Source organism: Mycobacterium gordonae, from assembly GCF_002101675.1.
Classification (GTDB): domain Bacteria; phylum Actinomycetota; class Actinomycetes; order Mycobacteriales; family Mycobacteriaceae; genus Mycobacterium; species Mycobacterium gordonae.
This window is the reverse complement of sequence record NZ_LQOY01000016.1, coordinates 82,247-108,138: the sequence shown is the minus strand read 5'-3', so window position 1 is coordinate 108,138 and position 25,892 is coordinate 82,247. Positions and strand designations below refer to the sequence as shown.

Genomic DNA, 25,892 nt, shown 5'->3' with positions numbered 1-25,892 from the left:
GTTCGCGACTCTCAGTTGGTTCCAAGCCGGCGCCGGCGGCTGCGCACCGAAGGCGGCGGGGCGTGAAAAAGCCTGAACACCAGCACCTCGTGCTCGTTGCCCGCCGGCCGGGTCAGGGTCCTTAGCTCATGCTGCAGTCCCAGCAACTCTGCTGCAAAGTGTGGTGACGCCTTCTGCAAGTCCTCTTTCGTACGACCGTAGAGAAAAATTGGCGAAACGGGCTGGACCGCCAGCCCGCATTGTTGGGCGGTGATCCACGCCGCCTGCATCGCCGAGCCGCCACGGGCGAAATCGATGAGCTGGGCGCCTTCGACGTAGATGACGGCGAGCGCAGAACTCATCGACACGCGCTCGGCCATGTTGTTGCACAGTGCGGCTCCGGCATCCCATTCTGCCAGGCGCGCAATGACATCGGAGCGGCGCAACACCTCGAGGACACCCATTTCGCTGGGATCGAGTCCCAGGCTTCGAACATCGATGCCGGTTTCCGCCGAGGGATCCCCGGGCCAGCGCAGCTCGGAGATCATCTCCTCATGCAGCTTGGGAGTGAGATAGCGGATGCGATCTGCCGCGCCCAGAATCTCTGCCGCGCGGTCGATCTCGGCGCGGTCGGACAACAGGCGCAGCGCCGCGCCTTCGGTCGCGGCGGCGTCTGCGAGCAACTTCACGGTCGTCGGATCGAGCGGAGTGGGCGCGCCACAGTAGCGATTAGTCGCCCGGAGCAGCATGGGCTGGTACAGGGTGGCCAAGGACGGGTCACTGCCGCGGCCGAACCGCAGTGTCGCCTGCAGCGGTGAGCCGGGCTGTGTGGTGTCGAATTCGACGGGTCCCAGCACCTCATGTGCCGCGGCCGCAATCCGGGCATTGAACATCGCCGCACCGAGCGCTACCGCGCTGCCCCGGAAGGCGATGTCCATCATCGAGGTGCGTTCCGGCGCCAGTCGCATGGTGAGCGAATCTGCTTCGGCCACAACGTGCCAAGGCTGGGCGTTGCCACCGGACGGCGCGCAGATCGCTGCCTGCGCCACTGCCTCGCTGACGCGCCGTTGCGCGTCCGGCGCATCGGTCGGCGCCAACTCCGGTGTGGTCGCGGCCCTGCCATTCATCGCGGCCGGCTCCTGCAAACGATCGAGGGCCGCACCGACATCCACTCGCACCCGTCCGGAGTCGAGGGGTTCCCCGAGGCCGATCCGGCGCACCGCGCTGGCCACCGTCGCGGCGCCGATCCAGATGTCACCGGCCAGCTGCGGCCAACCCGCTATCGTCTGGCCGACCTCGATCAGCGACGCGGCACCACGCGCGGAAAGCTGTTGACCGTCAAGAATGTTCAGTACGTAGGGCACCTTATCCCGGGTCGTCAGCCCGCTCAGTCTGGCTGCGTCGATATCACCCAGCAGGCCATGCAAGATCGGTCGCTGCGGGTCGATGTCGTAGCGCTCGACGTCCACCAGGCCACGGTCACTGGTCGCCATCAGCACCGGGACGCCACGGTCGCGTGCCGTCTGCCGCACCAACACTTTCATATCCAAGGAGTCGCATTCCTCGATGACGACATCGAGGCCGTCCACGAATTCCTCGATCGACTCGGGCGAGAGACCGGAGGTGACCACCTCTACTACCAGGTATGGGTCCAACTCCGCGATCCGCCGGGCCGCGACGGTCGCCTTGTTCAGGCCGAGGTCGAGGACCGTGGCGGGCACTCGATTCAGATTCGACAGCTCGAGCTCATCGAAATCGGCCAGTCGTATTGTGCCACAAGCTCCCTCGGCAGCAAGCGTATAGGCGACCGCATGGCCGGCGCTGACACCGACGACACCCACCCGTAGGCCGTTCAATACGCCCTGCTCCCGGGCGGTGATGAGATGCCGGTTGCGGTCCAGGCGCACCGCGCGGAAAGCTCGGGGACCCAGCACGGCAACCACCGTGCGCCGCCAGGGGTAGTACACCCACCGTCTGGTCTCCCCCAGCAGATCCGGGTCGGCTCGCGGCAGCGAGCGCCGCGCGGTGTCGAGTTGCTCTTCGAACCGGTCGATCCACCGGATGTCCGTACCTGAACGCAGCCGATCGAGCTCGAGGCGACCCTCGGGATCATCCTCGGACAGCACGAGAGCTTTGTAAGTCTCGCGGTCGGGCGCGTCGTTCACCGGGCGGTGCCTGCACCCGCCACGGCGATGCCGCTCGATCCCTGCACGTCCCTCATCAACTCGCTCGTCTCCGTATACATCCTCGAGAGTTCTTTGGGTTCAGCATGGTTGGCGATGGTGCTGCGGTCCCACCACATCATCTTGGTTCGGTAACGCTCATCCGGGTAGGCCACCGCCGGAATCGCCGCTGCCACCACTCCCCCCGAGGCACGCCAACGGTCCAACACATGGGCCGCCGCCGTCGCCATCACGAACTGAACCCCCAACAGAGCCATGATCGGTAACGCGGTGCGCGCCAGGGCTGTCGCGATCGCGTCACGGTATGGCGAATCGCTCTGCGCCCACGCCGACTTCACCTCGACGACGCCGAATGGCACCCGATCATTGATCATCTTGCGAACCGTAACCGCACCCGGACTACCTCCCCATTCGATCACAGCATGTGAATCATCGGCCGACCACAGCGGCCCCACTACCCGCTCGCCCCCTATGACACGGTTCCGATTATCTACCGCCGCGAAAAATAGCCGGGTGTCCGCACCATCCCGGATTGCGTCGATATTCAAAGTACGTTCTACCCCGTGTTTGGCATAGCTACGAACCGCACCAGCGAGGTATTCAGTCCATAGCGTAGGGTCCAGCGCCGGACTGGATACGACGAGTCTGCAATTTGCGTCCGCGAGCCGCAAACTCACGTTTTCCCGAAAAGGAAAGCTCGGCGGCGCAAAGGAATCACATACGGCGGTGGTCATTATTCTCCGATCTGTCGAACCGCGAGGCAGTTTGAATGGCCGGTGAGATCGTTTACCCGAATTCAACTGTGTCCCGCGGTTTGGCCTCGCGGCCTCTCAGTGGATCCGCTGGTCGGACCCTTCTTGCACACCCCAGCCGTTCAAAAGTAACCGGGACTAAAACACGGCGTGGACTTTCCGGCCGGGGGAACCGGATCTCCTCTCGGATTCGCAGTCGGCAGGCCTGCGGATATTGACCGACAGCGGTGCCGCAGCCGGAGTTTTGCGTTATAGCGCTTTTTCACCGGCTGGCCTGCGGATGATCAGGGCACTGCGAATTGTCGTGCCCATGTGCGGTCGGGCCGCTTCTGATTGCACGGCATCCGGAGCAGGACCGACGGTTCGCCCCTTGCGGGCACCGAGTGCTAGCGGCCGCGTAGCTCCTGCGCCACCGCGTCGAAGGCGCGCAGCGTATCCAACATGTGAGGCTCGTGCGAGTGCGGCTGGGTGGACAGCTTGGCGGCGACCATCTCTGCCGAGCGGTCGACGTAGATCATTTGACCGCACATGCCCAGGCACAACACAACGTTGCTGCCCGGGCCCGGAAACCACATCTGGTTGCGGTACATGCCGCCGGGCATCTCGTTGTTGTCCGGGTTCGCGGCGAACGCCTGGCGCGAGTCCGGGCCGCCCTCGAAGGTATCGGCCACCCACGCCGCCGGCACGACCTGGTGGCCGGTCAACGAGACACCGTCGCGCAAGAACAGGGACCCGAACCGGATCATGTCGGCCAGGCACGCGCTGATCCCGCCGTCGAACAGCCCGGTGCCTGCCGAGTCGACGCCGATCGTGGCGTCGCGCTGAGCCCCGATGCGGCTCCACAGCAGGTCCGACATCAGCTCAGGCATCCGCGCGGCGCCGGCAACCTCGCAGATCCAGCCGAGCACATCGGTCTCGCACGAGCGGTATTCGAAGGGCCCGCCGTGCGGCGACTTCCGTCGCAGGGTCAGCAGGAAATCGTGCAGCGTGGCGGGCGCGCCCGGACGGTTTCGGGACGCCCAGCCCATCGCCTGGTCGAGCAGGTGGATCTCCGCATTCGGGTCGTCGTAGTTCTCGGAAAAGGCGATACCCGAACGCATGTCGAGCAGGTCCCGTACCGTCGCCCCGTCATAACCGCAATTACCCAGGGCGGGAACAAATTTCGTGACGGGTGCGGCAAGCTGGATCGCGCCCGCCTCGTGCAGCACACCGACAACAGCGGCCACCAGCGATTTGCTCACCGAAAACAGCAGATGCCGGGTCTGGGCTTGCATGCCGTCGAAGTATTGCTCGGTCACCAACGACCCGCGGTGCGCGACGGCCCACCCGTCGGTAGCCGTGGCGGCCATCACCGCGGCGACGGTGGTGGCCCTCCCGCCGGTGCTGGCCACCGGGATGTCCGCCAGCGCGTCACCCGCTGCGGGCAACGCGGCGACCGGCGCCGATCCCCGCAAAATCTTCTCGGTCGGCACGAAGTCTTCGACGTGCTGGAACGACCACTTCGCGTACGGCGCCGCCAGCCAGTTGTCCAGTGAGATGCCCGCCGGGGCGCTCACGCTCGCGCGACCAGCCGCGAGACAATCGGTGCGGCGGGCGTCAGGGGCGTCGAGGTGAACTTCGCTTTCATACCTTTGACCCAGCGCTGGCAGCGCTCGCTCAGCTGATAGTCGTCGGTCTGCAGGTGTCCACGGGTGACGAGCACGCCGAGTTGAGCACCCTCAGAACGTAAGTCGCCGGGCGCCGCGACCCGCATGTAAAACGCCTCGGAGCCGTCGAGCAGGGTGGCCCAGTCGTTCGCGGTTCGCGCGAAGGATACCCGACCGTCGTCGTCGATGCGCCAGACACCGGTGCGCGGCGTCGCGGTGAAGATCTCGATTTCCGGCGAGGTCTCGGTGATGATCACCTGGCCCCAGACTTCGTCTTCCCCATAGCCTCGCTCCCAACGGGCGTTGATCTCATCGATGTCGAGCTCGTACTCCACGTCCATGTACTCGAGCAGATGAAAGAGAAACAGCGGCATGTCGGCGTAGGCCTCAGTGGTCAGATTCGTCATCGGGCTGGCGCCGGACAGGCGCGGATTCACCTCGCCGAGGTAGAGCTCGTCGGAGTCGAGGTCATGCAGCAGGTCCACTTCGAAGTAGCCGAGGTAACCCTCGCGGCGCATGACGTCGCCCAGCTTTGACACCATTTCTCGCGCGGCGCGGGTCTGGGCCGGCGGCAAAACCTCGTGCCAGATGTCATTGCCACACCAGCTGCCCCGGCTCGGCGTCAGCTCCGAATAACCGACCAGACTCGTCATCGCAGGACCGACCACGGTGCCGTGGCGGGTCACGGCGCCCTCGAGGCACACCTCGACGTTGCGGATGCGCTTCATGACTTTGAGGTCCTGCCCGACCAGGTCACCGGCGTGCTGGTCCCAATCGCGCTGACCGTGCACGAAGAAGGTCCCACTGCCGGCGTTGCCATACGCGATCGAGATGACGAGATCATCGCCCAGGCCGGCGTCCTGCGCGAGCGTCAGCAATTCGTCGTAGGAGCCGGCCCGTCCAATCGTGTTGGGCACGCTCGGTATACCCGCTTCGGTGGCCAGCCGCGTCATGATGATCTTGGAGCCCAGGCGCTCGCGTAGCTCGATCGGCGGGTGCATGACCTCCAGCCCCGCCGACCGCGCCAGGGCCTGGATTTCCTCATTCATCATGACAAAGCAGCACTTGCCACCGGGGCCTTTGCCCGCGATGAAGTCGAGCGTCTCGGGATCAGACAGCAGGTGGCTGCACACCTCGTCCATGGAGTCGAAATCACGCCGGTCTCGTCGACGAGGCACGAACACGCGCGAATGGGTGCCCTCAAAAGCGTCGTAGTACGTCAGATAGAAGAAGTTTCGTATCCAGCGGTCGACGCCCAGCAGATTGAACGGGGTCGGCGAGATGAAGTACAGCGGTCTGGTGTTGGTGTGAAAGAACGCGCGCACGTCCGACAGGCCGTTGAGCGGGCGCCGCGCGGGGCTGGCGGGCACCATCAGGCCTCCCGCGCTGGGGCTGCGGTGGTGAAATCACTGGCATTCATGGCACAAGTGTGGACCCGCCGACGGCCTCGCGGACATGTGGGTGCCGATCGCGCCACGACGGAGATGAAATACGGAGATGAAATAGTGAGCGCATGAGCGCACAACCGGACGGGGGTGACGCGGACTCTGAGTCGCACCGTCGAGACGACGAACCGCTGGTGCGGCTGACCGGCGTCGGCAAGACGTACGGTGCCGGGCCCAACCGGGTCATCGCCCTGGACACGGTGGACCTGGACATCCGGGCCGGCGAATTCGTGGTGCTACTCGGCCCGTCCGGATCGGGAAAGACGACGCTGCTCAACATCATTGGCGGAATCGATCAACCATCCGCCGGCACGATCGAAGTCGCCGGTCACGATGTCGGCGCGCTCAGCCGCAAACTTCGTACGCGGTATCGGCGCCGGCAGGTCGGTTTCGTCTTCCAGTTCTTCAACCTGGTACCTACATTGACCGCGCGCGAGAATGTCGAACTGCTTGCCGAGCTGACGGGGCCCGATGCACAATCCCGCAGTGCCGCTGCGTTGACACGGGTGGGAGTCGGTGACGTCGCCGATCGCTTTCCCGCGCAACTTTCCGGGGGCCAGCAGCAGCGGGTTGCGATTGCCCGGGCGATCGTCAAGCAGCCGCCACTGTTGCTCTGCGACGAACCGACCGGAAGCCTGGACCTGGCCACCGGTCGCCAAGTCCTTGCGGCCCTCAGTGACCTCGCCCGGCACGGTGGGCAGACCGTGATCGTGGTGACCCACAACACCGAGATATCGCGGATGGCAGATCGGGTGCTGTGGCTGCATGCGGGCGCGATCAGCAAGAATGAGTTGATCGAAAGCCCGTTGGATGCATCGGAATTGGACTGGTGAGCCGCACGCTGCGCCGCAAGATACGTCGCGATGTGCAGCGGGCACGGTGGCGGTTCGGGGCGATCGCCGTGATCATGGCCATCGGCGTCGCGGTCTTCGTCGCCGCCACCGACAGTTACCGCAATCTGAAAGGCTCCTTCGAACGGTCCTACTCCAGCCAGCGGTTGCCCGACGCCGTCGTGTCCGGGCCCGGTGCGGCCGGATTGCGTACCGCCGTCGGCGCGATGGCGGGTAGTCCGCTCGTCGAGATCCGGCACCAGGCCGACGTCGGCATCCGGGTAAACGGCCACGCGCTGTACGGACGCGCGATCGGTGTGCCCGACTCCGGGCAGCCGAGCGTGTCGTTGCTCGACGTCCGGACCGGTGCCCTGCCCCGCACCGGCCAGTTGGCGATCGAGCAGCACCTGGCCGAGCACTATCACCTCGCTACCGGCGACACAGTCGAGTTGTTGGGAAAGCAAGGCTGGCAACCTTTTACGATTGCCGGATCGGTTCTGTCGACGGAGTACCTGTGGCCCGCGCGCTCCCCGCAGGAGGTTCTGACCACTCCCGAGGACTTCGGTGTGGTGTTTCTGCCCGACGACGAGCTGTTGCGGGTGCTGCCGCAGCCCGTTGAACAGCTGGCCGTGTATGCGCGCGACCGCTCCGCGGCCGACGCCCTGACCACGGCCGTCGGCGCGCTGGCGACAGACAAAGGGCTGCAGTTCCTTCCGCGCGAGCAGCAGCCGTCATTCCACACGCTCCGGGACGACGTCATGCAGTTCGGCAGCCTCGCCGGGATTCTGCCCTGGCTGTTTCTTGCCGCCGTCGCGCTGGGCACCTATGTGCTGCTTTCGCGGATCGTCGCCGCCCAACGCGCCGTCATAGGAACCCTGATTGCCAACGGGCTTTCGCCGGGCGCGGTACGCCGGCACTACCTGGGGTACGGACTCGCCTGTGCCGCAGTGGGAATCCTTCCCGGTTTGTTCGGCGGCTTCCTACTGGGACAGTGGATTACGACGAAGTACACCGCGGCCATCGCATTGCCGATGCGCCTCACCTCGATTCATCCACTCACCTACCTCGTCGCGGCGGTCGCGGTGATCGGCGTCGCGCTGTCGGCAGCGGTGGCCCCGGCCAATGCCGCCGCGAGAATGCAGCCCGCGGAAGCGATGCGGGTGGCCCCGCCGCCGGACCGCCGCCGTGTCACCGGATACCGCTTGCCGCTTGGTCGCATCCCGGCGAGATGGCGGATGGTGCTCAGATCGCAACTGCGCAACCGGCGCCGGACGGTGTTCACGGTGCTCGGTGTGGCTGTGTCCGTCATCTTGGTGATGGTCTTCGCCGGCATGCGGGACACCCTGCCCGGCATGGTGGATCGCCAGTTCGGGCAGATCGCAAAGCAGGACGGCGAGGTGGTGGTGTCCGGTTCGGCCGGCGCCGTCACGGAGAAGTTGCTCGGAGCCCGTGACGTCGCCGCGGCGGAGCCGTACGGTGCTTATGGCGTCTCCGTCACCGCCGGCACGCACCGATACCAGACCCTGTTGATCGGGCTGCAGCCACAGAGCCAGATGCACTCCTTCCCAATGGAATCGGGATCGAACCGGTTGTCGGACGACGGTGTCCTGCTCGGAGTGGGACTCCGCGATCTGCTGGCCGTGTCGCTGGGCGACCGAATCGACGTGGTGGTGCCACAGTCCGGAGTGCGACTCACCGAGCGAGTGGCCGGATTCGTCGACGAACCTTTCTCACCGGTCGTATATATTTCGCTGAACCACCTGAGAGCACAGGCCGGTTCGCTGCCCGTCAACGGCGTGCTGATCACTTTGCGTCCCGGTTCCGACGCGCGGATGGCCGGGGACCGGATAGCCGCCTTGCCGGGAGTCGTCGCCTACCGTTCGGCGACGGCGCTCGCCTCGACTATGCGGCAGGCTTTCAGCCTCTATGACACGCTCGTCAGCATCATGCTGGTGTTCGCTGCGGTGATGGCCGCCGCGATGTTGTATAACGCGATGTCTGCCAATATATCCGAGCGGCTGGGTGAACTCGGCGCGGTTCACGCTGAAGGCATGGGCGCGGGGATGCTGTCCCGCTTGATCGCCGCGGAGAATATGAGCATCGCGCTGGTCGCGCTGCCACTGGGCCTGTTGGGCGGCGTACTGCTCGCGGATCGGCTGCTGTCCACCTATCACAGCCTTGGTTACCATCTGCGTCTTGAGATGCAGGCGACGACACCGGCGGTGGTGGCGTTGGCCATTCTCTGCGCTGCCGCGCTGGCCCAGTTGCCTACCGTGGGCAGGATTCATCGCCTCGATCTGGCGCGGATCGTGCGGGAACGTGGACTATGACGGGCCTGGGGCGAGCAAGTCCGCCGAGACGTCGTTCGCCACGCGGGCTTCGATCAAGTCCGCCGGACCCATCGCGGAGGTGAACTCCGACCACAGTCGGGTCGCCCGAATGAATCTCTGGGTGATCATGGCTGCCGAATTGTCGATCGACTCGACGAAGTCAGCCGCCGCCCGCCGAACTGCCCTTGGCCACAGCTCATTTCGCACAATCGACGTAGTCGGCTCGAATTCGATGCCGACCAACTCGGCGATGGGCCAGTCCCCCACCGCCGCTTCGGCGCGGGGACGAGGGTGCCACCGGGTCGTCCCGTGGGTGTGGTCCAGGACGAGTTCGCCGGCGTCGGATCCGACGGCGATGGCATGCAGCAGTCGCGCGTGATTGTCGGGGTCGCTGGGACATATCTCGTTCTGGATCAGCAGATCGACCGTCACGTCGCCGAGCACCAGGCGGCCCGCGGTGAAGGGGCCCGGCCCGCGTTCCTCGGGCACCCGGATTCGCGCCGGCGCCAGTGGTCCGACGAGCTGACTCAGGATGGCGAACAACGGGTAGACGACATGGATCGACGACCGCGCATGCACGTAACGAATCCGCTCAATCTTGTCGAGGGCCCTTGCGGCACTGATGAATTGACGAACCGGTGCGACCCGGCTGTAGAAGTCGTTGACGGCGTAACGGACCGAGTGCGCCTTCGCAGTACGCAGCAGGGACAGAATCTCGTCGGCATGCACCGGTTGCTCCTGCATCACATGGATGCCTCGCGTCAGCAACCGTTCGGCGATCTGGGCGCCGTCCCCGCCGACGACACCCGAGCGCACCACCACGAATGCGACGTCGACGTGTGGCAGGTCGCCCAGGTCCGGGTAGAGCGCGATGCCCAAGCGATCGGCCAGAGCCGCCGATGCCGCCGATCCGGTGGAGACCAATCCGACCAACTCGACCGGTGAATCAGCGGCCGCCAGCGCCTCGGCGTAGACCGCGCCGAACGTCGCCCCCACGACGATTGCGCGCGGACGGCCGGCGGCGGTCACAGCGCCCCTTCCTCGATCATCGGCGACACCAAATGGTCGGCGTAAGCCACCGCGGCTTCGGGCACCATCTCGGTGACGAAATCCAGCACCCGACGCGGCTCGTCGACGCGCCAGAAGGGCAGGACGCCGGCCGGCATTCCCGCAACGAGCCGGGCCGCGTACGCCGCCGTCGCCCCCGTGACGCGATAGCTGTCCGGACAGGTGAAGGCCACCGTCCTGGCGCCGGCCACGCCGACGATCGCGAAGTAGGGTCGACGTCCGAACATATCGAGCTTGGCGGCCGCCGATACATTGATCAGGTCGGCGTCGCGGATTTGCCCTCCGTCAAGCGCGAGCCCCTGCATCGCCCGGGTGGTGTGCATACCGTCGAACACGTTCATCCACAAGACATTGCCGATGCCGAGATGCGCGGCGACTGAGACGGTTTCGGCGTCCAGGTGTGGATGCAGCGTGACCGAGTCGGAAAAGTACCCGGCCGGAGGAATTTTACGATCAGTGCGATCGACACGGTGAATCCTTCCGCCGCGCAATTCGGCACCGGGGTGGCTGCACCCGTCCTGGAGGCTGGCGAGATATTCGAGCACCGATGCCGGCGTCAACCGCTGCAATCCGCCACACCATGCGGTGACGTCGTCGCAATCGCCCGCCAGGTCGGCGGCCAGCTCACGCAGCAGCAGACCGGAGAGGCCGGGCTGGACGCCCGCCTGCAGCACCACCGGAACGGCGGGTTTCGCGGCCGTGAGGCGGTCCAGCAGTGCCTGGTCACCACCGGGGTCGATATAGGGCAACCCGGCCGCGATGGCGGTCCCGGCGACTGATGCGCTGAGTCGATGTGAGGGGCCGGCGCAGTTGATCACGACATCACAGCCCGGTACGACGGAGAGATCGGTCAGGTCCAGGCGCGCGATGCTGATGTCGCCCCGGGTGGCGGTGGCCACCTCCCGCAGCCGCGCCTCGTCGCGACCCGCGAGCACCACCGAGGCTTCCCCGGCCTGCGTCAGCACGTCGAGGCAGCTTCTCCCCACCGCCCCGGTGGCGCCGAACAGCAGTACCTTCACGAGTCCGTGGCCCAGCACTCCGCCAGCAGTCTGGCGACGGATCGCGCGTTTTCGCCAGCCAGACAGTCGAAATGGTTGCCGTCGATGGTGCTGACGGTCAACTCGCCGAGGCAGTAGTCCGACCAGAAGGCGGTCATGTCTTCCTGCAATGTCGGCAGGAAGTGGATGTCGCCGCGCTGCCGGAGGAAGTGGACGTCGCCCAGGAACGGTTCCGCCGCCCCGTGCACCACCGCCCGCAGGCTGTGCACGAACACCGACCGCAGTTCGCGCAGCGAGTCCACGTCCCACGACCGTCCCAGGACTCCGGATTCCGCCAGCAGGCGCAACCGGGCCTCCCCCGGTTCCGCACTTCGCCGCAGGCATTCGGCAAGCACCGGCTCGGCGACGCTGCGCAGCGCCCCGGCCGGTATGACGTCGACGAACCGGGATCGGGCCCGCGTGAACGCGCCGCGTACCGCTTCGTCGTCCACTTGCATCCCGAGGACTTCGGGTGGCACCCCGAGGATCTGGGCAAAGCAGTAGTCGAGGATGTCGTCGTCTTGGACATCGATGGGTACCCGGTATGAGCTGACGACGGTTACGGTCTCGACGGCAATGCCGGCCTCTTCGAGACATTTTGCGATCTCGGCCGCCAGCAGGCCGCCCATGCAGTAGCCGAGCAGGTGAACCTTCCCGGGCGCCAGGGCGACAACCGGTTCGCTGTACCGGGCGGCCAGGGTGCTGAACAGCTCAGCGGGCGGAATCTGGGAGTAGCCGTCACCGGGCACCCTGCGCAGGCCGTACAAGTCGGGCAGCCGGTCCCCCGCCCGCAGGTAGGGAACCAATTCGTCATAAGGGGCCAATCCCCCGCTTCCGTCGTGGACCAGGACCGCGATCTCGCCGCCCGGGGAAAAGCCCTGGCCCGCACCGAGATAGACCAGCGGCGACACGACAGGCCCGGACGCACCCGGTGCGCACTCGGTGACGGGACGGCGCACCGCATCGGCGGCGGCGACCAGGGTGGGATTGCTCACCATCGCACGGAGCAGTTCATCCCAGGCCAGCCCGGCGGCTTCGGCGATGTCCCGGCGGATCCGCCCGATCGCCTGCGCCATCAGCAGTGAGTCACCACCCAGTGCGAAAAAGTCTGAGGTGGGCGACAACTGGTCCACGTCCAACCCCAGCACCGACGCCCAGATGGTGGCGATGCGGGATTGCATTCCGTCCAGAACCACCGGGCGTCCGCCCGCCGCACCGCTGGTGACCCGGGCCGCGGCCCGAAGCGTCTCGAGTTCGGCGGTCACCGCGCGCCGGTCGATCTTGCCGTTGGCGGTCAGCGGGAATGCCGGCAGACAGACCAGCTGCTGGGGAACCATATAACCAGGCAGCGCCCGCCGGGCACCCTCGATCAGTTCTGGGGAACGCAGTGCCTGCGCGGGAGACGCTGAGTCACACCAGAACACATGCTGGCCGAGCAAGCCCAGCGGATGCCCGGGTGGCGGGAAACTGCAAACCTCGCCGAATGGTGACCTCCGGAGTGCATCGTGCCACTGCGCATAGGCCAGGAACGCTGAGTTCGTCTCCGCGCGCACGTCGGTGAAGCCGTGCAGGCCTTCCTTGAATTCCATGGAGATCATCAGTGGAGGGTTGACGGCCGTGGCGTCAACGAAGACAAGGGACCCGCCGGGCGCCAGCAGGCGATCCAGCATCACGAGTGCGTCATCGATGTTGACCGCGTTGTGCAGCACATTGGCGCACACGATGATGTCGAACGAGGCCGCGGCGAAGCCTTGCTCCGCGGGTGGCCGATTGATGTCGAAGATGCGGTAGTCGATGAAGTCGTGCTCTGCGAACAAGTTTCGGGCGCGGGCGAGGAAAAAGTGGGAGACATCGGTGAAGGTGTAGTGCACGGGGTAGGCCGCCAGTGCGGTGATCAATCCCACGCTGGTGCCGCCTACCCCAGACCCGATTTCGAGGACACGCAGCGCCCGCTGCGCTGTCGCCTGGCCGGCGCGTGCGGTGATGCCGCATGTCAGCACATGGTTGGTGTACCGGCTGACCAGGTTGTCTCGGTATGCGGCCGTCGCGGTGTCGACGGTTCCCTCTGGAAAGAGCAGCTGCAACGGGTCGACGGTGCCGGCCAGCAGACCGGGCAGGTGCTCGATGCATTCACCCACATACGCCAGCAGGTCGTCGCCGTAATCGACGGCCGCACCCAGCTCACGGACCCGCTGCCAGTCACCGACGCAATCCGAAAGACTCTGGCGGCCAATCAGTTCGAGCTGCGCTCCCGCCGCAAACCGGACCCGGCCATCGTCGGCGAGCGCATCGAGCCACCGGTGGAACAACCGGTGCAGGCGATCTGGGAGAGACAACCGGCGAGCCAGTTCGTCGACGGCGACACATTCGCCGGCGGGCACGCCCGTGCCCAGCGCGGCAGACATGCTCATCAACGCGGTCGCACGGGCGGCGGAGGCGAAGAACAGCACCTTGTCGATATCGAGAGCGGCGATCTGGTGGCGGTGCGCCTTGTCGAGGCCACGCCGGACCGTCGCCGCGACGCGATGCCGTTCGGAATGCTCCTCGTCATCGGCGAAGTCCGGGACCACGGCGGCGGCGATGACCCGCTCGTGGGGTTCCGCACCGATGGCAGCACTCATCGCGCCCCGTACCCCGGGCAGGGCACTCAACGCCGAGTCCACTTCCGCCAATTCGATTCGGTGCCCACGGATCTTGACCTGATTGTCTCGCCGGCCGAGCAGTTCGATCACGCCGTCGTCGGTGACCCTGCCGTAATCGCCGGTCCGATAGAGTCGCTCGCCGCTGACGGGGTGGGTGATGAACGCCGCGGCGGTGCGGGCCGGGTCGCCGAGATAGCCGCGGGCGAGACCCGCTCCGCCGATGTGGATCTCGCCGATTTGCCACGGTGCGGCCGGCTCGCCGCGGTGGGTCAGGACCTGCACAGTCTGGTTACGCATCGCAGTCCCGTACGGAACGCTGCGGGTGTAGCGCCGGGGCTGAATCGGGTGGCAGATAGACCAGATCGCCGCCTCGGTCGCACCGCCGAGGCTCAGCATCGACGCGTGCGGGGCCAGTGTTGAGATCTGTCCGGGTTGGGACACCGGGATCCAGTCGCCGGACAACATGATCTGTCGAAGGCCGGGCAGCCGGTGCCCCCCGGCATCGTCCAGTAAGAGTTGCATCTGTGCCGGAACCGAATTCCACACGGTGACCCGGTTTTTCAAGATGGCATCGGTCCACGCCCGGGGGTCGTTGCGTCCGCCGCCTTCGGCGAACACGATCGTGCCGCCCGCCGCGAGCAGCCCGAAGATGTTGTACACCGAGAGGTCGAAGGTGTGCTGCGAGACGGCCAGTACCGCGTCGCTCGCCGTGATGTCCAGTCGGTCGTTGATGTCGGCCACGGTGTTCATCGCGGCGCGGTGAGTGACCATGACTCCCTTCGGCGTTCCGGTGGACCCCGATGTGAAGATTACGTACGCGATGTCGTCGGGTGCGGTCACCATCGGGCCGATGGCCGTGCCGCGCGGGTGCCAGGTCGTCGGTTCGGCGAGTAGGTCGTCGATCGGTCCGCCGGGTTCGCAGACCACGGCCGGTGAACATTGCCGGATGATCTGCGCCGTACGTCGGTCCGGCCACTCGACGTCGAGTGGCACGTAGGCGGCACCTGCCAGCAAGGTACCCAGAATCGCGGCGACTTGACTTCGGCCCTCCAGCAGGCGAATTGCGACATAGTCACCGGCGCCGACACCAGCGGCCGACAACTCGGCCGCCACCGACCGGGCCGCGGCCATCAACTGACCGTAGGTGGTCGACTCATCGCCCTGCCGGATGGCCACCGCCTCCGGCGTGTGGGCGGCATGATCTACGAAACCCGAATGCAGGATAGTGGTTCCGCTGGTCTGCAGCACTGGGGCGGGCGCCGGTGCCACCACCGGCAGCACGGGGCGGTCCCAGGCCGGCGGGTCGGTGCTCAGCATCCACAGCACGTCGCGAAGGTCGGCGAAAGCCCGGTCGAGCACCTCGTCGCTGATGGCACCGTCCCGGGTGTCCCAATTGATCTCGCATTCACCGCCGGCCTCGAACACCTGACAGTCCAGCAGCACCTGGGGAGTCTGGCTCAGACCACGCCCCGGTATCGGTCGCAGGAACGACGCGTTCGCGCCCACGTCCCCCGCGATGCCGGCACCGAGGGTCGAGGTGAGCACCACTGGTGAATGCGCCCCGCGATTCTCGTCGCTTTGGGCCAGCATGCGCGCTACCTCGACACCATCGACGGCGGAATGGTCCATGTCGTCGAAAAGACGCGCGCCGATCCTCCGCAAGAGCTCGGCGAACGGGCGCCCGTCGCGGACGTCGACCTCCAGCAGGCTGGTCCCGGTGAAGTCCCCGACCACCCGACCGACGTCCGGGGTGAAGGGGTGGCGGCTCATCGTGGTCAGCGTCAGCAGGAAATGGTCGCGATCACCGTAGCGGCCCAGCACGGTGCCGAATGCCGCGGTGATCGCGACGCTGGCGGTGGCACCATGCTGGGCCGCGAGGCGGCTGAAAGCGGCGAACTGGTCGGCAGGTATCCGCATCGACCGTCGGGTGAACGTTGCTGCGACCTCCGGCACCGACCCGGCCGACCCGACGGGCCGCAGCGGCAGCAAAACCGGCGGCGGAAGCTGGCCCACGCGAGCCTGCCAGTAGGCGAGGTCCCGCTGCCTACGCGAGGCGCCCGCAACCGTACCGCGGTGATGGGCGACGTTCAGCAGATAGTCGCGAAAGCTGAACTCGGCTAACGGCAGAGGATGTTCCGGCGCGAGCAACAACCGGCCGAAATCGGTCATCACGATCGAGATGCTGACGAAATCCGCGATCAGTAGATCAACGGAGACATGCACCACGGTGTCGCGGGGCCCGATCGTCACCACTATCTCGTACATCGGCCCTTCACCCAGCGGGTAAGTGCGGTGGCCGAGTTCGTCCGCGATGCGTTCGCGCTCACCGAGGATTCGCTGGTGGTCGGCACTCTGCCGGACCGTCAGGCCGTCGTCAAGCTCAGGGCGGATGATCTGATAGCCGTCGGAATGCACGACACAGCGCAACATGTCATGGGCCGCAACGACTTTGCGCCACGCACGGCGGTAAGCCCGCGCGTCGGGCCTGGCCACGGCGTGGTCGACGGCGAACTCCGCATATCCGTGACAGCCGACACCGCCCCACCGAAAGGCCGATGTGCGACCAACCGCATACGCGGCCTGTACTTCGGTGAGGGGAAAAGGCTCGAACCTGTCCTGCGGGGCCCGCAGCACCTCGGTCTCGCGGTTGAGTTCCGCGATGAGGTCCGACTTGGCCGCAGACAGTTGTGCTTTCAGTTCGGCGTCCAGCACTCCCTGCGGAGCGCGGAAGCGCAAATTCACACCGTCGACCCACAGTTGCACACCCATGCTGCGCACCTGCTCGATCAACGCGGCGGCGCTCACAGCACGCCCTCTTCGAAGTCTGGGCCGGCATCGTCGGCGACCGTCCTGAGTTGGGTCACGAAATCACCGATCACCGGATGCTCGAACAACAGTCGCAGCGTCGCGGCGGGCGACACGTCCCGACTGAGCTGTTCGACGACTCTGGTCGCCGTCACCGAGTCCCCGCCCAGCCGAAAGAAATTGTCTGCCGGCTCAACACGCGGCAGGCCGAGCGTCGCCGCGCAGGTCCGCAGAACCTGGTCGCTGAGTTCGTCGTACCGGGCGTCCGGATTTATGGCAGCCGGGATTATGGCGGCCGTGAGCATACCGTCGACCATCGTGTCGAGGTTGTGCAGCGCGGCTTCCGGCGGAATCGCCTGGGTGACGAAGTCCCAGGAGAGCGACAGTCCCCCGGCGTGCTCCCACATCTGAAAGTCCAGCACCGTCTGCGGAGTCTGGGAGAGGCCGAACACCAACCGGCCGAGCTCCAACGGCGTACCCCGCGACGTATCGGTCAGGCCGAGCCCGCAGGTGAATACCACCGGGAACACCGCTTTGGCCGGTTGGCCATGATGGCGCAACAGTTCACGCTGTAGCCATACCGCATCCGCGGCGCGATGGGGCAAGTCGGTGAACAGCTGCCGCTGCAACCGGCGCGCCAGTTCCCATATCGACTCGGTGGCATCGACGCGGCACTCCAGGAGTAGCAACGATGTGAAGTCGCCGATGACCTGTTCGATCCCCGGCACATCAGGATCCCGATCGAAGAGGGTGACATTGACACAGAAGTGATCGGTGTCTGACCACCCGCCCAGCACTCGCGCGTAGTGAGCAAGCAGAAACGATGCAGCGGTGACTCTTTCGGCGCGGCATGCCTCGGTGATCCGGCACCAGTCGGATGGCCCGACAGTTGCTTCCACCCGTTCGAACACCGGCTTCTCGATGTCGAGCAGCTCCTGCATCGCGGCCAACGGCGGCGCCGCGGGCAGTACGGGCAGGCGGGAACGCCAGTAGTCACGGCTGTCGGCCAGCCTCGGCAGGACGTCTTCGTCGGCGTCGGGCCACAGTTCCGGGTGACGGGCCACATAGTGTGCGAATGTTGTCGGGAGCGAAGGCAACTCATCGATGCCGCCACCCCGGTAGAGGTATTCCAGCTGAGCCAGCGCAATCATCATGCTGGCGCCGTCGAGCATGATGTTGTCCATACCGATCCCTACGATGGCGCGCCCGCTGCCACACAGCTGCACGCCAAAATCGATCCCGGGCCGCGCCGTCAGGTCGATGACCTGGTCGCGCATCGGTGTCCGTACATCGTCGTAAACGCGCACCACCGGTTCGATCGGGCCGGGGTGCACGACTGCGCACCAGCGCGAGGATTCGCGCGTCACCGTGGTACGCAGCCCGGGATGGCGGTCGATGAGTTGCCGCGCGGCCGTCTCGAACTTCATCAGGTCGAACTCGTGCACGTCGAACTCGAAATAGCAGTGTGCGGCAACACCGCTGAGCATGAATCCGCCGAACCGGCCGGCCAGGTAGGCCTGCTGGACGACGGTCAGCGGATAAGACGATTCGTCACCGGCCGTGATGGTCGACTGCTGCCGCGCTTGACGCGCCGGGGTGGGTGTACCCGCGCGCTCGGCGAGTTCGGCCAGCACCGGGTAGTTGAACAGGTCGACGAGGGCCAGCCGCGTGAAGCCGGCACTCTGCAGGTCGGCGTAAACCCGGGTAGCCACCAGGCTGTCCCCGCCGAGCAAGAAGAAATCGTCATCGGCGGCGGGTAAAGCGGATCCGGCAATGTTCAAGTGCCGCTGCCAAATTCCGGCGATCGTCGCCAGCACCGACTCGTCCACGGCCCGGACGCGCGCCGGGCCCGCCGGCGGCGGAGGCGGCGCCACGTCGGACCGGGGTGCCGCCCGAGGCCGCCGATCCTGGCACCGGGGATGGGCGATGATTGTCAGGCCGGGTCCGTTCTGCGTCATCTGGGCCGGCTGCCAATGCCGTTGCGCCAGAAACCGCCACCACTCGTGCGCCGCGGGCAGTGGCCCCGCCGAGAGCAGATCGGGGTTCAGCACGGCGGCGCTGACCAGTGTCGCCGTGCTGATCTCACAGATTTCAGCCACCCAGAGCCAGCCACCTTCGGCCACGGTGACCGCGTCGAGCACCGCGCCCGCGTCGGTGAGCTGGTGCAGGGAGCCGCAGCAGACCACGACATCCGCCTCGGTCGCGGCGAGCTGCCGATGCGAATTAAGCCGCCGGACAGGCGACTTCATGTTCCGGTCGGCCGCGATAGCAGCCTGCACGGGGTTAGGCTCGAAGCACAGGTACTCCTGCACGACCGCACCGATCAGACCGGTGAGCCGCTCGGTGATCAGGCCGGTCCGCGAGCCTATCTCCATGATCCGGAGCCGCCGGCCGACCTGACGCGAATGTGCGAAGATTCGCTCGGTGAGCTCCTCGAGCGCCCGTTGCGTCCGCTCGTCGGCGAGCAGCAGCGCCTCCGGAGCCAGTTGTGGGTCACCGATCAGCGTCTGCGGGGATGCCGCGCCGGTGATGATGTCGGCCAGCCTGCGCGCCGCCCGGTCGGTGTCCTGGTGCGCCGCAAACCCGTTCCGCACTTGCCCCCAATGCCGCAGCAAAGCCGCGTACTCCTGGCGCACCTGCCTCGTGCCGCACAGCCGTCTCGCTGTGGCGATCACCGCGGTGGGCCAATCACAGTCCTCGGTGTCAGGGACCGGTTCGGCGAGGCGCCCGCCGCGCACTGCGTTTTCGAAGTAGGAGAATCCCTGTGTCAGCGCCTCATCGGGAATCACTCCGGTAGCCACGTCCCAGCTGATCCGGGCCCCCCCGCTGTGGTCTTCCACCTGGCAGTCGAGCCACACACCCGGAGTTTGTGTCAGGGTGCAGACGCTCGACAACTGAGCGGACCGCTGAGGGACCAGGCCCAGCGTGCTGGTGAAGACGACGGGATAGCCCGCCGATCCGGCCGCTCTCAGCGCGGCAAGGTACGCCGTCGCATCACCGGCATCGCCGACCGCGCACCACAACTGCTCCTGAGCGGCGGAGACCGCCTCCTGGGAGCCGGGTTCGGCGACGCTGTAGTCCAGGTCGCACAGCATCAGTCTGGTGAAGCTGCCCAGCACCTCACGGTCAGCCGGCGCGTAGTCCGGCCGGTGCGACGTGGGCACCACGATTGCGAACCGCGGTCCGGTCCCCGTTGCGTACAGCGCCGCGCCGAAGGCCTCGAAGATCAGCGCGGTGGGGGTGACACCCAGCCGAGAGGCCCGCTCGCGCAGGCAGCCGAACTCGTGCGGATCAAGCGTGAAGGTGGACCTTGCGAAGCGGACCCGGCCGTCGTGGTCACCAGCGCCGCCAACGCACAATGGCAGCGCCGGTGGCGGGCTGTGCTCGTGCGCATAGCCGTTGTGGGGTGTCTCGGCCGCGAACCGTGCGAAAACGGTAGCGCCGCAATCAACTTGGAATGGCCGTGGCGAGCGCTGGTAGTCGGCGACGATCGTCGCGATGACCGTGGTCAGACTGCGCGCATCGAGGCTCAGGTAGTTGATCAGCAACCCGATGTGGCGCGATGAGCCGGTGAGCGCAAAGCATTGGACGGCTGGAACCGCCCGCGGATCGAACGTCTCGCCGGCCATTCGTTGCATCAGCACGTCGGGGTCGAGGCCGGCAACCATCGTGACGGCAACCGGCCCGGCGTGGGCGTGCACTCGTTGTCCGGTGTCGGTATCCAGGGTGCAACGCAGCAGGTCGAACTCGTCGACGCATCGGCTGACAACGGCGGCGAACCGGTCCGGGTCGATGTCGTCCGCCGGCTCAGTCGCCTCGAGAACCACCGCGAAGTATGTTGGCGCGCGGAGGGTTCCGTTCATCCCCGCGCTGCCGAGCACGTACGCCTGCTGCAGACGCGTCAGCGGGAACTCCGTCACGGCAGTCGCGACCGAGTGTTCGCCCGCATCGTCGGGGAGCGGGCCGGCGACACATACCGAGCTGAACTCGCGGAGCGTCTGGCGTTTGAGCAGTTGACCGACGTCCGCGCCGTGCACACCCTTGCGCTTCAGTTCCCGGGCCACCTGCGTTGCCCGCAGGCTGTCCCCACCGCGGCGGAAGAAGTTGTCATCGTGGTTGGTGATCGGTGAGTCCAGTACGGCCGACCACACTTCGGCGACACGCTGTTCCACCGGGGTGAGCGCACCGCTCGGCTGCCGGTGCGATGCCGCGTGCGCGTCGGCCTCTACGTCCAGGGCGGCCCTGCGGCGATCGACTTTGCCGTTGCCGTTGAGCGGCAACGTGGAGCCGAAAAGGAAAAGGTTCGGAACCATGTACTGCGGCAGCCGGGACTCGAGGTGCATCCGCAACTCGGCGGAACTCGGTTCCGCGGCATCGCATTCCGCGACGATGACGGCACCCAGCGCCCGGTTGCTGTGGATGGGGACCACCACGGCGCTGCCGACTCCCGGATGTCCCCGCAGCACGTGTTCGATCTCGCCGCATTCCACCCGGTGGCCGTTGATCTTCACCTGGGCATCGATCCGGCCGAGAAATTCCAGGGTGCCATCGGGCCAATAGCATCCGAGGTCACCCGTGCGATACCACCGCCGCCCTTCCTCGTCCGCCACGAATTTCTCGGCGGTGAGCGCCGGTGCGCTCTGGTAGCCGAGCGCGACGCCCGCTCCACCGATCCACAATTCACCCGCAACGTGGTCGGGGCGATCCTGGCCGGTGTTGTCGACCACCCGGAACACCTGATTGCCCAATGGGTATCCGTACGGGACCGACACCCACTCGGGGTCTCGGTCGGCGACCACGAACTCGTTGGACCAGATCGCGGCCTCGGTAGCGCCACCCATCGCGACCAGCCGCGCCTGCGGGGCGACTCCGTGCAGACGCCGTGCCATGTCGTGCGGAATCCAATCCCCGGAGAGGAACACCGAACGCAGCGTCGACAACGCTGCGGGTTCGTCTCCCACCGCGATCAGCAGCATGTCCAGCAGCGGCGGCACCGAATTCCATACGGTCACCGAGAATTCAGTGATCAGCGCCTTCCAGCGAAACGCGTCGCGCCGGTGTGTCTCGGAGATCGTCACGACGCTGGCCCCGCGGCTCAGCGGCCCGAAGATGTCGTACACACTGAGGTCGAAATCCAGCGCCGACAACGCCAGCAGGACGTCGGTGGCGCCGATTGCGTTCCGGCGGTTCACGTCGACGATCGTGTTCAGCGCCGCCGCGTGCGAGATGAGAACACCTTTGGGTTCGCCGGTTGAACCGGAAGTGTAGATCACGTAGGCGATGTCGTGCGGGTCCACCGGGAGAGGCTCGGCCGGCGCGCTTCGCAACATGAACTCGATGTCGTGCACGATCGGTCCGGCGGTGAACGCGCTGTGTTCCTGGCCTCCTGACCGGATCAGGCCCGCCATTGCGGACAGTGCGCAAATGCGGGCAAACCGCTCGCCGGGCTGGTCCACACCGACCGGGAGGTAGCCGCAGCCGGACATCAGGACTCCGAGCACGGCGACGACCTGCGCGGGTCCCTTGGGAAGCTGAATTCCGATGATCGAGCCCGGCGCGTGCCGAGCGGCCAGCGCGCCGGCGACGCGGCGTGCCAGTTCGTCGAGTGCGCCGTAGGTCAGGTGCGGGTGAGCGGCGGCGATCGGATCTCCGTTGAGTCCTGGGCCGAATTCGTCGGCGGCCCAACACAACGCGATGGCGGCGGGGTTGCGTCGAGCGTGCTCCCGGAACGCCTGGTAAAGCGCTCCTGGCGGCGTGGGCACGGTCGTGGCGTTACACCGTTGGCGGGCCAGGGCTGAATGTTTCGGCAGCTCAATGGAGAGCGGGAGGGCCCAATCGTGACTGCCGAGGCGCTGCAGCAGTCCGACGTATGCCGCGAACATGTCGGTGACGACAGCACCCGGAAAGCAACCCGCGCGGTAATCCCAGGACACGATCAGATCCCCACCGAGCGCGCCGACCTGGTTGTCGATGATCACCTGGGGGGTCATCGACGTCACTTCGCCGACGGTGCCGAGGGTTTCGGCGTCGGCGTGCCGCAGGACGGTGGTGTCCGCAGCGTAGGTGAATACCACCGGGGCGATTCCGCTGTGTCCGTGACCTGCCCGCAGTTGCGCCGCCAACAGATCGGTGGATTCGGCGCCGGCGAGCGCGGCGCGCAGGCCCCGCTGTGCGTTGCGCACCTGCTCGGCGAAAGCGGCCTGAGCATGCCCTCCGGTCCGGTATAGGTGCGTCTGAGTGAAATCACCAATCACATCCGCGACACCCGGCGGACGGCCGAAAGTCGTCACATTGATCAGGAAGTCGGGTGTGGTGCTCCAGCGCTGCAGCACCAGGCTGTACACGGCGAGGAAGGCGGCGGCCCGGGTGACGCCGTGGGCGCGGCACGCCGCGTCCAGGCCGGCGATCGAGTCGCGGCTCAGCGCGTGTTGCTCACGCCGGAAGACGACGTCACGCTCTTCGACCCGGGGCAGCTGTGGGCCTTCGGGCAACAATTCGGCATCATCGCGGGTTGGCGCTGGCATCCGGGCCGCTGCATCGAAAGAGTTTGGAGCACAGGTCAACTCGTCACCGCGGTAGAGCGCGGCCAGGTCGCGCAGGAAAATGCCGATGCTGGTCAGGTCAGCGATGATGAGGTCGATGGCACAGTGCAGAACGCAACGATCATCCAGACGCGTGAGCTCGACCCGCCAGGTGTCTCCGCTTTCGATGTCGAATCGATGTGTGCGCAGCCGGGCACGCACCTCGGTGAGGTGCCGGCTGCGGTCGGTGTCGGTGGTACCGGTCAGATCGTGTATCCGCAACGGGGCGTGGATGTTGCGCGGCGCGATGTGGAATCGGTCGGCATCGGGAAACATGCTGCGCAACATCGGGTGCCGGCGCGCCAGTCCGTCCAGCGCCGCGTCCAGCCGAATCGGGTCGATGTCCGCGCCGCCCAACTCGAAGTAGGTCTGGCAGCCCACGCCGCCGAGGGGTTGTTCGGCGCCGCGGCCGACCCAGTAAGCGCGTTGCAATGCCGTCGTCGATCCGTCGGAGCCGACCAGTCGCGAGCTTGCCGTAGCGGCAGCGTCGTAAAGTCGCTGCCAATTATCCAGTGTCGGTTCGGCATAGAGCTCGGCGAAGTCCAATCGTCGTGATCGCGCTGCCGACCATTCCACGACCTGTGCGACCATCACCGAGGTCAGGCCCAGTGTAACCAGATCGGTATCACCAGCCAGATCACCCGCGGTGACGCCGAGTAGGGCCGCGACGCGCCCCGCCAACTCCGTGACCGCGACCGGGTGGTTGGGATCCGCCGAAATCTCTTGCAGGACATCTAACTTGCTGGCCGCAAGCAACTCGAGCGTTTTGCGTCGCCGAATCTTTCCGGACGTCGTCCGGGGCAGCGCCCGCTGTCGCACCCAGATGATGCGCTCCGGTGCGGTCCGGTGCGCGGTCAGAATGCGGCGGCGCAGAATACGGCTCAGGTCGTCGAGGTCGTCTGCCGGAGAGGCCGTTTCGACGACCAGCCACCACTGTCCGGCCGACGCTTCCGGCTGAACCGCGCAGGCGCCCCCGTTGTCGACGCCGCAACCGGCCTCTTCGACGGTCAGCTCGATGTCGTTCGGGAAGTAATTGCCGCCCCCGACGATGATCAGGTCCCGGTACCGCCCGCAGATGTACAGTTCGCCATCCCGGCGGAATCCCGCGTCGCCTGTGCGCAGGAACGGCCCGCCACCGTCAGACGTCTTGGCGCCGAACGTTTCCGCCGTCTGGTCCGGCCGGCGCCAGTATCCTGCCGGCAGGCCCTCTCCGGCGACCCAGATCTCACCGACGGTACCGTCCGGCAGGACAACCCGCAGCTGTGGATCGACGATGCGAACGTCCCAGCCCAGTGTGCTGTCGCCGCAACTGACCAGGGTGCGAGCGCGCCGATCCGCCGGCTCATCGCTGCACGCGACTGCACGGCCGCGGTTGAGTTGCTCGGCGTCGAAGCTCGCCCGCACCCACGGCCGGGGACTCGTGGTGCCCGATACCGCCAGTCCGGCTTCGGCGAGCCCGTACTGCGGAGCCATGACGTCGGCTCGCAGTCCCGCCGGTTGAAACTTCGCCGCGAAGTCACGCAGCGTGGCGGTCCGGACCGGTTCCGCGCCATCGACGGCCAGGCGCAGGCAGGTGAGGTCCAGGGATTTCGCGCTCGTATCGTCGAAGGCATCGATGCAGAGCCGATAGGCGAAATCCGGTCCGGCGATCCAGTTTCCGCGTACCTCGTCGACGGTCTCCAGCCAGATGCGCGGGTGGCGCACAAAATCGAAGGGCGGGATGACGGTCGCGGTCCCACCGGTGGCCAACGCCAGCAACACCCCCCAGAAAATCCCCAGATCGTGATACAGCGGCAGCCAGCTGACGGTTCGGATGTCGTCCGGGTGATTCCACAGCGCCAACCCGATCGTGCGTTGCCAGAGCATCGACTTGTGGGTATTGACGATTCCCTTCGGCTCCCCGGTGGAGCCCGAGGTGTACTGCAGGAAGGCGACGTCGCCCGCGGCGACAGCGCGCCGCGCAAACGTCACGCTCGAGTCCGGCGTCCGCAGCGCGATTCCGTTCGGCAGCGCCTCCCCTTCGAGCGTCTCGGCAAGGCCGGCGCTCGTGTAGACGGCCGCCGGTTCACAGTCCCGCAGAATGTGCTGTGCCCGTCGCAGGAAGCGCTGGGACGCGTCGGCGGCGGGCATGAACAGCGGAACGGGGATCAGCCCAGCATCCATCGCGGCGATGAAACCGGCGACGTAGTCGGCATCTCCGGCCTGGGCCATCACGACACGGGATCCCGTCGGCAGATCTCCGAAGGCGTTGTCCCGGATCCGGCAGACCTGCTCCCACAGCCGCCGATAGGTCCAGACGTCCGTCCCTGCCAGCCCGGCCATGCGAAGCGCGATGGCCTCAGGACGCCGGTGCACCCACTCGGCGATCACGTCGGGGACGCGCCGATCCGCCGGCGGGCTGGCCCTATCCCGCTTGCACTGTCCATCAAGCGGCCGGAGTTCGGGTGTCCCATTCGCCACGAACACCATCCCTTGACTCCTCCGAACCTGGCGATGCGGGCACATCACGCGCGTTGGCGACCCGTTCTCAAAGCAAGTTACTACTTGCGAACGATGTGCAACACGTTCTCCGGCGTCGAGGTTCTCGGCGACTT

Annotated in this window: 10 protein-coding genes; 2 read left to right on the top strand and 8 right to left on the bottom strand. The window is 66.5% G+C overall.

From position 1 onward, the window contains the following. Positions 1-11 precede the first annotated feature (11 nt). The 4 genes from AWC08_RS02920 to AWC08_RS02905 form a co-directional block, all read right to left on the bottom strand. Positions 12-2,144 (bottom strand): Rv1355c family protein, encoded by a 2,133-nt coding sequence (locus tag AWC08_RS02920; RefSeq protein WP_069432720.1) that lies wholly within the window; start codon positions 2,142-2,144, stop codon positions 12-14. Further along, the gene (locus AWC08_RS02915; protein ID WP_069432721.1) at positions 2,141-2,896 is read right to left on the bottom strand and encodes a hypothetical protein; all 756 of its coding nucleotides are present in this window, start codon (positions 2,894-2,896) and stop codon (positions 2,141-2,143) included. Before AWC08_RS02915 ends, AWC08_RS02920 begins: the two co-directional genes overlap by 4 nt. A 404-nt stretch (positions 2,897-3,300) precedes the next feature. Continuing rightward, the gene (locus AWC08_RS02910) at positions 3,301-4,470 is read right to left on the bottom strand and encodes a serine hydrolase domain-containing protein (protein ID WP_069432722.1); all 1,170 of its coding nucleotides are present in this window, start codon (positions 4,468-4,470) and stop codon (positions 3,301-3,303) included. After that, positions 4,467-5,933 carry a biotin carboxylase gene (locus tag AWC08_RS02905; RefSeq protein ID WP_065135748.1) on the bottom strand — a complete coding sequence of 489 codons (1,467 nt, stop codon included), beginning with the start codon at positions 5,931-5,933 and terminating at the stop codon, positions 4,467-4,469. Before AWC08_RS02905 ends, AWC08_RS02910 begins: the two co-directional genes overlap by 4 nt. 140 nt (positions 5,934-6,073) lie before the next feature. On the opposite strand from AWC08_RS02905, the gene AWC08_RS02900 reads away from it, so the two are divergent. Together AWC08_RS02900 and AWC08_RS02895 are read left to right on the top strand one after the other, a co-directional pair. Continuing rightward, positions 6,074-6,838, top strand: a complete 765-nt coding sequence (locus AWC08_RS02900; protein WP_069432723.1) for an ABC transporter ATP-binding protein — start codon at positions 6,074-6,076, stop codon at positions 6,836-6,838. Continuing rightward, a complete protein-coding gene (locus AWC08_RS02895; protein WP_069432724.1) occupies positions 6,835-9,165 on the top strand; it encodes an FtsX-like permease family protein in 2,331 nt (776 codons plus the stop codon). The genes AWC08_RS02900 and AWC08_RS02895 overlap by 4 nt, the downstream gene beginning before the upstream one ends. On the opposite strand, the gene AWC08_RS02890 is transcribed toward AWC08_RS02895, so the two are convergent. From AWC08_RS02890 to AWC08_RS02875, 4 genes are read right to left on the bottom strand one after another with little or no spacing between them, the layout of a single operon-like run. Further along, positions 9,160-10,194, bottom strand: coding sequence for a Gfo/Idh/MocA family oxidoreductase (locus tag AWC08_RS02890; protein ID WP_232007730.1), 1,035 nt, complete (start codon positions 10,192-10,194; stop codon positions 9,160-9,162). The genes AWC08_RS02895 and AWC08_RS02890 overlap by 6 nt on opposite strands. Continuing rightward, entirely contained in the window at positions 10,191-11,252 is a 1,062-nt protein-coding gene (locus AWC08_RS02885; protein ID WP_232007731.1) for a saccharopine dehydrogenase NADP-binding domain-containing protein, read from the bottom strand. Before AWC08_RS02885 ends, AWC08_RS02890 begins: the two co-directional genes overlap by 4 nt. Further along, on the bottom strand, positions 11,249-16,717 hold the full coding sequence (locus tag AWC08_RS02880) for a non-ribosomal peptide synthetase (protein WP_159459952.1): 5,469 nt from the start codon (positions 16,715-16,717) through the stop codon (positions 11,249-11,251). Before AWC08_RS02880 ends, AWC08_RS02885 begins: the two co-directional genes overlap by 4 nt. Beyond that, the gene (locus AWC08_RS02875) at positions 16,714-25,767 is read right to left on the bottom strand and encodes a non-ribosomal peptide synthetase (protein WP_083270992.1); all 9,054 of its coding nucleotides are present in this window, start codon (positions 25,765-25,767) and stop codon (positions 16,714-16,716) included. The genes AWC08_RS02880 and AWC08_RS02875 overlap by 4 nt, the downstream gene beginning before the upstream one ends. Positions 25,768-25,892: the final 125 nt, after the last annotated feature.